The 9,460-nt window shown below is 70.5% G+C and carries 3 protein-coding genes; 1 reads left to right on the top strand and 2 read right to left on the bottom strand.

The genetic code is table 11. From position 1 onward, the window contains the following. Positions 1–35: 35 nt before the first annotated feature. Both ACFV5N_RS19780 and ACFV5N_RS19775 read right to left on the bottom strand, forming a co-directional pair. Positions 36–713: a two-component system response regulator gene (locus ACFV5N_RS19780; protein ID WP_019435072.1), complete on the bottom strand. Its 678-nt coding sequence runs from the start codon at positions 711–713 to the stop codon at positions 36–38. Positions 714–1,102: 389 nt separating this feature from the next. Further along, complete coding sequence (locus ACFV5N_RS19775) at positions 1,103–6,337, bottom strand: HAMP domain-containing protein (protein WP_385601398.1); 5,235 nt, start codon at positions 6,335–6,337, stop codon at positions 1,103–1,105. Between the two features lie 315 nt (positions 6,338–6,652). On the opposite strand from ACFV5N_RS19775, the gene ACFV5N_RS19770 reads away from it, so the two are divergent. Then, positions 6,653–9,262, top strand: coding sequence for a SpoIIE family protein phosphatase (locus ACFV5N_RS19770; protein WP_385601395.1), 2,610 nt, complete (start codon positions 6,653–6,655; stop codon positions 9,260–9,262). Positions 9,263–9,460 lie beyond the last annotated feature (198 nt).

The following is a 9,460-nucleotide window of genomic DNA, read 5'->3' as shown; positions in this document are numbered from 1 at the left end:
CGCCCCCCCAAACCGCACCTGGACGCAACTAACGATCACGGGGATTCGTCGGCCGGACCGGGGTCACCGGCTCCCGGCTCCAGAGCGTCGAGCGCTCTGCGCAGCCCCGACAGCTTCCGTTCCAGATGCGCCGCCGTGGACACCGCCGCCGAGCCGCCCGACTCGGCCAGCTCCTTCGACAGCGCCTCGGCCTGTTCCTCCACGGCCGCCAGCCGCGCCGACAGCTCCGGCAGCAGCCCGCCCGGACCGCGCTCGGTGGTGTCGGCCGGTGCGGCACCGCCCTCCAGCTCACGGCGCAGCAGCGCCGCCTGCTCGCGCAGCTGCACGTTCTTCATGTGCAGCTCGACGAACACCGAGACCTTCGCCCGCAGCACCCACGGGTCGAACGGCTTCGAGATGTAGTCCACCGCACCCGCCGCGTAGCCGCGGAAGGTGTGGTGCGGACCGTGGTTGATCGCGGTGAGGAAGATGATCGGGATGTCCCGGGTGCGCTCCCGCCGCTTGATGTGCGCGGCGGTCTCGAACCCGTCCATCCCCGGCATCTGGACGTCCAGCAGAATCACCGCGAAATCGTCTGTGAGCAGCGCTTTGAGCGCTTCCTCCCCTGACGATGCCCGGACCAGGGTCTGATCGAGCGCCGAGAGGATCGCCTCCAGCGCCAGCAGATTCTCCGGCCGGTCATCGACCAGGAGGATCTTGGCCTTCTGCACCATGGCCCGTCCTCCTCGCCCCTCGCGGCGCCGCCGTGGCGCGCCGCTGTTCAGAGCGGCCGTGGTTGTGCACGCCGCCCGTTCCTGTGCCGGACATGTTGGCACCCACGCGAGCGGGACCGCCAGCGATCCCGGTCACCTGCCCAGGGGGCGGCGGCCTTCGGTGGGCCCCGCTTCATCACGGGAAGCCGAATCACTTCGGCCGGGTCCCCGCTCCACGGGCGGTCGTCCTGCCCGCCGTGTCAGCAACCGACCACACAAGGCGCCCGGTGATCAGCGCATTGCGCTGCGTCACCATACCACGCGGGCCATGGACCGGCGAACAGAGTGAACCGCACCCCGTCAACGCCCGCCGGTCCGGGAAGGTTCCGCCAACGCCCCCGTCGGAGCGGTCACTTCCGCTCGATCCACTCCTCCATCACGGCGACCAGATGATCGGTGTCCACCGGCTTGGTCACATAGTCCGAGGCACCCGACTCGATGCTCTTCTCCCGGTCGCCCTGCATCGCCTTCGCGGTCAGCGCGATGATCGGCAGCCCCGCGAACTGCGGCATCCGCCGGATCGCGGCCGTCGTCGCGTACCCGTCCATCTCCGGCATCATGATGTCCATCAGCACGAGCACCACGTCCTCGTTGGACTCCAGCACCTCGATGCCCTCACGCCCGTTCTCCGCGTACAGCACCGACAGGCCGTGCTGCTCCAGCACGCTGGTGAGCGCGAACACGTTGCGCACATCGTCGTCGACGATCAGCACCTTGCGGCCCCGGAAGTCGTGGAACTCCCGCCGCCGGCGCACGGTCTCCTTCCCCGGCGCGCCCGCCGGCGACGCCTCGTCGGGCGCGGCCGCCTCCGGCACGGCCGGCTCACGGAACCGCCGCGTCATCGTGGCCGCCGCCCGCTCGGCCGCGGCCGCCGCCGTACGCGACTCCTGCCCGTCCCGCTCCTGCTCCTGGCTGCCGCGCGCCCGCGGCAGCGCGGGAGCGGCCGGGGCACCTGCCACCGGGGCCGGGGCCACCGCCTCCGCGGCGGCCTCCTGTTCCGCCGAGCGCGCCGCCTCCAGCGCCCGCCGCTCGGCCGCCTTGCGGGCGATCGCCTCCCGGGTCTGCGCGCTGTCCAGCACCGGCGCCCCCTCCGTCAGCTGCCGGTAGCCGGGCGGCGGCAGCTCGGTCGGGTGCAGCGGCAGGAACAGCGTGAACGTCGACCCGCGCCCCGGCTCGCTCGCCGCGTGGATCTCCCCGCCCAGCAGCCGCGCGATCTCCCGGCTGATCGACAGGCCCAGGCCCGTACCGCCGTACTTGCGGCTGGTGGTGCCGTCCGCCTGCTTGAACGCCTCGAAGATCACCCGCATCTTGCTCGCCGCGATCCCGATGCCGGTGTCCGACACCGAGAACGCCACCAGCGGCGCGTCCGCGCTCTCGATCGACCCGTTGGCCAGCATCTGCTCACGGATCTCGTACGGCACCTCCGTGCCCGCCGCCCGGATCACCAGCTCCACCGAACCCGTATCGGTGAACTTCACCGCGTTCGACAGCAGATTCCGCAGCACCTGCAACAGCCGCTGCTCATCGGTGTGCAGCGTGGGCGGCAGCTCGGGCGACACCCGGACCGACAGCTCCAGATTCTTCTCCGCCGTCAGCGGCCGGAAGGACGCCTCCACATAGTCGACCAGCTGCACCAGCGCGATCCGCGCCGGCGACACATCCATCTTCCCGGCCTCGACCTTCGACAGATCGAGAATGTCGTTGATCAGCTGCAGCAGATCCGAGCCCGCACCGTGGATCGTCTCCGCGAACTCCACCTGCTTGCGCGAGAGATTGCCCTCCGCGTTGTCCGCCAGCAGCTTCGCCAGGATCAGCAGCGAGTTCAGCGGCGTCCGCAGCTCGTGCGACATGTTCGCCAGGAACTCCGACTTGTACTTCATCGACAGCGCCAGCTGCTCGGCACGCTCCTCCAGCACCTGCCGGGCGTCCTCGATCTCCGAGTTCTTCACCTCGATGTCGCGGTTGGTGCGCGCCAGCTGATCCGCCTTGCGCATCAGCTCCTCGTTGGAGTTCTTCAGCGCCTTCTGCTGCTCCTCCAGCTCGTTGCGCGTCATCCGCAGCTTGTCGGCGGTCTCCTGCGTCTGGTCCAGCAGCATCTTCGTCCGCGTGTTCACGCTGATCGTGTTGACGCTGCCGGCGATGATCTCCGCCATCTGGTTCAGGAAGTCCCGCTCGATGACCGTGAACTCGCCGAACGTGGCCAGCTCCAGCACCCCCAGCACCCGGTCCTCGAACACCACCGGCAACACGATCACCTGCGCCGGCGGCGCCTGCCCCAGCCCCGAGGAGATCGCCAGATAGCCCTCCGGCGTCGGCCCGAACATGATCGTCCGGCGCTCGGCAGCCGCCGTACCGATCAGCGAGTCACCCGGCCGGAACGACGTCGGATGCGCCCCCGCCGCATACCCGTACGACCCGATCAGCCGCAGCTCGAAACCGTCCCCGTCATCCGGACCCGCCACCACCGGCGACTCCGCGTCCGCGGGCATCGAAAGATAGAACGCGCCGTGCTGCGCCGACACCGCGGGAGCCAGCTCGCTCATGATCAGCCCGGCCACGTCCTTCAGATCGCGGCGGCCCTGCATCAGCGCCGAGATCCGGGCCAGATTGCTCTTGAGCCAGTTCTGCTCGTCGTTCGCCTTCGTGGTGTCCCGCAGGTTGGTGATCATCGTGTTGACGCTCTCCTGGAGCGCCAGGATCTCCCCGGCCGCGTCGGTGTCGATCCGCACCGTGTGGTCGCCGCGGGTCACCGCCGTGGCCACCCGGGCGATCCCGCGCACCTGCCGGGTCAGGTTCCCCGCCATCTCGTTGACGGAGTCCGTCAGGTCCTTCCAGGAGCCGTCCACGTCACGGACCACCGCCTGACCGCCCAGCTGCCCGTCCGTCCCCACCTCGCGGGCCACCCGGATCACCTGATCCGCGAACAGCGACAGCTGATCGACCATCGTGTTGATGGTGCTCTTCAGCTCCAGGATCTCGCCCTGGGCGTTGATGTCGATCTTCTTCGTCAGATCACCGCGCGCGATCGCGGTGGTGACGTCCGCGATGTTGCGCACCTGCAGCGTCAGGTTGGTCGCCATCTGGTTCACCGACTCGGTGAGGTCCTTCCAGGTCCCCGAGACACCCGGCACACTCGCCTGGCCGCCCAGCTGACCCTCGGTACCCACCTCACGGGCCACCCCGCTCACCTGGTCGGCGAAGGACGACAGCTGATCGACCATGGTGTTGACCGTGGTGACCAGCTCCAGGATCTCGCCCCGCGCGTCCACCGTGATCTTCTTGGTCAGATCGCCGTCGGCGACCGCCTTCATCACCTCGGCGATCCCGCGCACCTGATCGGTCAGATTGTTCGCCATGCTGTTGACGGACTGGGTCAGGTCCTTCCACGTGCCCGAGACCCCGTCCACCCGGGCCTGGCCCCCCAGCCGCCCCTCGGTGCCCACCTCCTGGGCGACCCGCGTCACCTGCTCCGCGAACGAGGAGAGCTGGTCCACCATCCGGTTCAGGGTGTCCTTCAGCTCCAGGATCTCGCCCTGCGCGTCGACGGTGATCTTCCGCGACAGATCGCCGCGCGCCACCGCCCGGGCGACCTCCGAGATCCCGCGCACCTGACTCGTCAGGTTCGTCGCCATGTCGTTGACGGAATCCGTCAGATCCCGCCACACACCACCGACCCCGGCCACCATCGCCTGGCCGCCGAGCCGCCCCTCCGTACCCACTTCCCGGGCCACCCGGGTCACCTGGGCCGCGAACATCGACAGCTGATCCACCATCGTGTTCATGCTGTTCTTCAGTTCGAGGATCTCGCCCCGCGCGTCCACGGTGATCTTCCGCGACAGGTCACCCCCGGCCACCGCCATGGTGACCTGCGCGATCCCGCGCACCTGATCCGTCAGATTGGTGGCCATGTCATTGACCGAGTCCGTCAGCTGCCGCCAGGTGCCGGACACCCCGTCCACCCGCGCCTGACCGCCCAGCCGGCCCTCGATACCGACCTCCGTCGCCACCCGCGTCACCTGCTCGGCGAACGACGACAGCTGGTCCACCATGGTGTTCACGGTGTTCTTCAGCTCGGCCATCTCGCCCGACACATCGACCGTGACCTTCTGCGACAGATCGCCGTTCGCGACCGCCTTCGTCACCTGCGAGATGTCCCGCACCTGCGCGGTGAGGTTGCGGAACGCCGTGTTGACCGAGTCCGTCAGGTCCTTCCACGCCCCGGCGACCCCCAGCACCGACGCCTGACCGCCCAGCGCACCCTCGTGGCCGATCTCCCGCGCCACCCGGGTCACCTCGGACTGGAACGACGACAGCTGGTCGACCATCGTGTTGACCGTCGTCTTCAGCTCCAGCATCTCGCCGGAGACATCCACGGTCACCTTCTTGGACAGATCACCGTTCGCCACCGAGGTCGTCACCTCGGCGATGTCCCGCACCTGCGCCGTCAGATTCCGGAAGGCGTCGTTGACCGTGTCGGTCAGCTCCTTCCAGGTCCCGGCCACCCCGTGCACCCGGGCCTGCGCGTCCAGCCGGCCCTCGCTGCCGATCTCGGACGCCGCCCGCGTCACCTCGTCCGCGAAGTTCCGCAGCGTGCCGTTCATCTCGGTGACCGTGCGCGCCAGCTGTGCCACCTCACCGCGCGCGCTCACCCGCACCGTCTGCGACAGATCACCATTGGCCACCGCCGTCGTCACCCGCGCGATGTCCCGCACCTGCGCCGTGAGGTTGGTGGCCATGGTGTTGACGTTGTCGGTCAGGTCCTTCCAGACCCCCGCCACGCCGTCCACCTGCGCCTGGCCGCCCAGCTGACCCTCGGTGCCCACCTCGCGGGCCACCCGCGTCACCTCGGACTGGAAGGAGGAGAGCTGGTCCACCATGGAGTTCACGGTGTTCTTCAGCTCCTGCATCTCCCCTTCCACATGCACGGTGACCTTCTGCGACAGGTCACCGTCGGCCACCGCCTTGGTGACCGTGGAGATGTCCCGCACCTGCGCCGTGAGCCGCAGCACCATCTGGTTCACCGATTCGGTGAGGTCCTTCCAGGTGCCCGACACCCCCGGCACGTGCGCCTGGCCGCCCAGCTTGCCCTCGGTGCCCACCTGGCTGGCCACCCGGGTCACCTCGTTGGTGAACTCCGACAGCTGCGTCACCAGGCTGTTGACCGTACGCCCGACCTTCAGGAACTCACCGCGCAGCGGACGCGCCGCACCGTTGCCGCCCGGCGCCCGCAGCTCCATCCGCTGCTCCAGGTCGCCGACGGCGACCGCCGACAGCACCCGGCCCACCTCGGCCATCGGCCGGACCAGATCGTCCACCAGCTCATTGGCGTCGTCGATCGCCTTCGCCCAGGCGCCGTCACTGACCCCGGACTCCATGCGCTCGGTGAGCTTGCCCTCACGGCCCACCACCCGGCGCACCCGCGACAGCTGGCCGGTGAGATGAAGATTACGGTCGGCGACCTCGTTGTACACGGCCGCCAGCTCCGCCATCGGCCCCTCGCCGGCGACCGTCAGCCGCCGGCGGAAGTTCCCGTCCCGCATCGACTCCAGAGCGGAGAGCAGCCGGCCCAGCGCCACGGCGTCCACTTCCACCGTGCCGCTCCCCCGCGACTTACCGCCGCGCCCACTCTTACCGGCGCGTGCCACCGCTCCTTCAGACACCACTGTGTCCCTCCTGCAGGATCCACCATTTCGCCCGGGCATACCTCAACGAGCCTTCCCAGTGTTTCACCCTCGAAGAACCGGGCGATAACAGTTCGGCAGCATCGCACACCCGCGTATCCCGGTCGGGGGGAAATCACCGCATCCGCCGCCCGCGCGGGCGGTCGACGTCAGTAACCTGGCTTCCGGCCCCTCGACGAGGCGCCGCGAGCGACGAGAGACCTTTTTTGGGGGAGTGACGTGATCACCGCGCGAGCCGCTGCCACCTTCGAGCCGGTTGGGCGCTCGGTCGCCACGGCGCGCGGCTTCGTCCGGGACACCCTCCAGGGCTGGGGACTCGCCGAGCTGATCGAGGACGCCGTCGTCCTGACCAGTGAGCTGGTCACCAATGCTGTCATCCACGCGGGCACCGCCGCGGAGGTCCGCTGCCTGCGCGACGACACGGGCGTACGGTTCGAGATCGTCGACCGCCATCCCGAACGCGAGCTGCCGCTCGGCGAGAGCAGCCGGGGCCGCGACCTGAACAGCGAGGGCGGCCGGGGGCTGATGCTGTGCGCCGCGCTCGCCTCCCGCTGGGGCGTCGACTACACCACCGCCGACAAGTGCGTGTGGTTCCGCCTCGAACAACAGACCTTCCCGGCCGGCACCCGCGCCGCCGGACCGCCGCTGCCCACCGAGGCGCTGCCGCTGGCCGAGACCCGGGTCAAGGTCGCCGTCATCCAGGTGGACCGCACCGACACCGTCACCGCCTGGAACGGCGACGCGCAGTCCCTGTTCGGCTACCCGCCGGAGCAGGTCATCGGCAAACCGCTGGCCGACCTCGCCGCCTGGCCGCAGACCCCCGGCACCGGCACCGGCATCGCCGAGGCCCTGTCCCTCTCCCGCTGGGAGGGCAGCTACGGGCTCCGCGACAGCGAGGGGCGCACCGTCCCCGTCTACGCCTGCCACCTGCGCGTCCGCGACGCCCGCGGCGAGCCCTCCACGGTCTGCCTGATCGTCCACGACCGTGAGCGTGCCATCCTCCAGACGCCGACCCGCGGCCCGGTACGCACCGGCAACAGCCCCGACGGCGGCGACCGGCCGCAGAGCGACCCGCTGGACGCCCTCATCGGCTCCCCACCGCCCGACGACCTCGACGGCCTGCTCCAGCGCACCGTGGAGCGCGCCCGCGACCTCCTGGACGGCGACGCCGCCTTCCTGCTCCTCGCCACGGACGACGAGACCGAGCTGGAGGTACGCGCCACCACCGGCCTGCCCGCCGCGCGCCAGCGCTTCGCCCGGGTCCCGGTCGAGGCCGGCAGCGGCCGGTACGGCTCGGCCCGGATGCCCTCCGTCCACGAGGACCTGGCCCAGTCCCCCGGCGCCGTCCCGCTGCTGTCCGGCACCGGGATGCACGCCGTGGTCACCGTGCCGCTGAAGGTGGAGGGCCGGCTCACCGGCTCCCTCGGCGTCGCCTCCGAGACGCCGGGCCGGTTCACCAACGAGGAGGCGCTGCGCCTCCAGTTCGCCGCCGACCGCATCGCGCTGGCCGTGGAGTCCGCCCGGCTCACCGAGCTGGAGCGGCTGCGCCGCAACTCGCTGTCCTTCCTCGTGGAGGCGTCCGAACTGCTCGCGGGCACCCTGGACCGCGACCAGACGCTGGCCCTGATGGCCCAGATGGTGGTCCCCACCCTGGCCACCTGGTGCGCCGTCTACACCATCGCCGAGTCCGCCTCGGAACCCGTCCTCTCCTATGTGCTGCACGAGGACGAGGACCGCATCGACGGCATCAAGGACCTGCTCTCCCGCGTCGACCCGCCGGACCCCGACATCCGTCTCGGTGTCCGCCCCTGGACCGCGCCGTCCGACGCCGCGCACAACACCGCCCTGCGCAGTTCGCTGCGGAGTCTGGCGATGGGCCGGCTGCCGGCGCCGCGCACCCCGGGCCCGAGCCTGGCCACGGCGGCGGCGGTGGGCGGGGAGACGGTGCTGCTGCCCCTGATCGCCCGCAACCGGGTCATCGGTCTGCTGGCACTCGGCCAGCCCGCCGACGAGCGGTTCCGCCAGGACGTCCTGGAGCTGGCCGAGGACCTCTCCCGGCGGGCCGCTCTGGCGCTGGACAACGCCCGCCTCTACAGCGAGCGCACCGCCACCAGCCAGTCTCTCCAGCGCAGCCTGCTGCCGCCCGAGCTGCCGGAGATCGACGGCGTGGACGTCGAGGTCATCTACCGCGCGGCGGGCGAGGGCAACGAGGTCGGCGGCGACTTCTACGACGTGTTCCCGATCCGCGAGGGCGCCTACGGCTTCGCGATAGGGGATGTGTGCGGCACGGGCCCGCTGGCGGCGGCGGTCACCGGCCTCGCCCGGCACGCGCTGCGGCTGCTGGCCAGGGAGGGCCTGGGCGGCCCGGCCGTACTGGAGCGGCTGAACGCCGCGATCCTGGACGAGGGTTCGCGCTCGCGCTTCCTGACCCTGCTGTACGGCGAGCTGTGGCCGCAGCCGGGCGGCGGCGCGCTGCTGAAGATGGTGTGCGCCGGTCACCCGCTGCCGCTGCGTCTGACGCAGGACGGCCGGGTGGAGGCGGCGGCCGATCCGCAGCCGCTGCTCGGCGTGATGGAGGACCTGGAGCTGTACGAGCAGAACACCATGCTCAACCCCGGTGATGTCCTGCTCTGTGTGACCGACGGCGTCACCGAGCGCCGGGAGGGCACCCGCATGCTGGGCGACGACGGCCTGGCCGAGGTGCTGAGCAACTGTACGGGTCTGACCGCCGGCGCGGTGGCGGCCCGCGTGCTGCGCGCCGTGGAACGTTTCGCCTCGGACGCCCCGTCCGACGACATGGCCATTCTGACCCTGCGCATCCCGGAGTGAACTGCGGCGGGTGCCGGCCGGCGGCCGGCACCCGAGCGCGAACGGAATCGGGAGGCCGGACTTCCCAGGCGGTAGGCAAGAAATGCGGAGAAATGAAGAAGGCCCCCGCCATCAGGCGGGGGCCTTCTTCTCAAGCTCTCTCTGAGCCCCAAAACGGAATCGAACCGTTGACCTTCTCCTTACCATGGAGACGCTCTG

Source organism: Streptomyces sp. NPDC059853 (assembly GCF_042731495.1).
GTDB lineage: Bacteria > Actinomycetota > Actinomycetes > Streptomycetales > Streptomycetaceae > Streptomyces.
The sequence above is the reverse complement of the archived record's forward strand: the minus strand, read 5'-3'. Positions and strand labels throughout refer to the sequence as shown.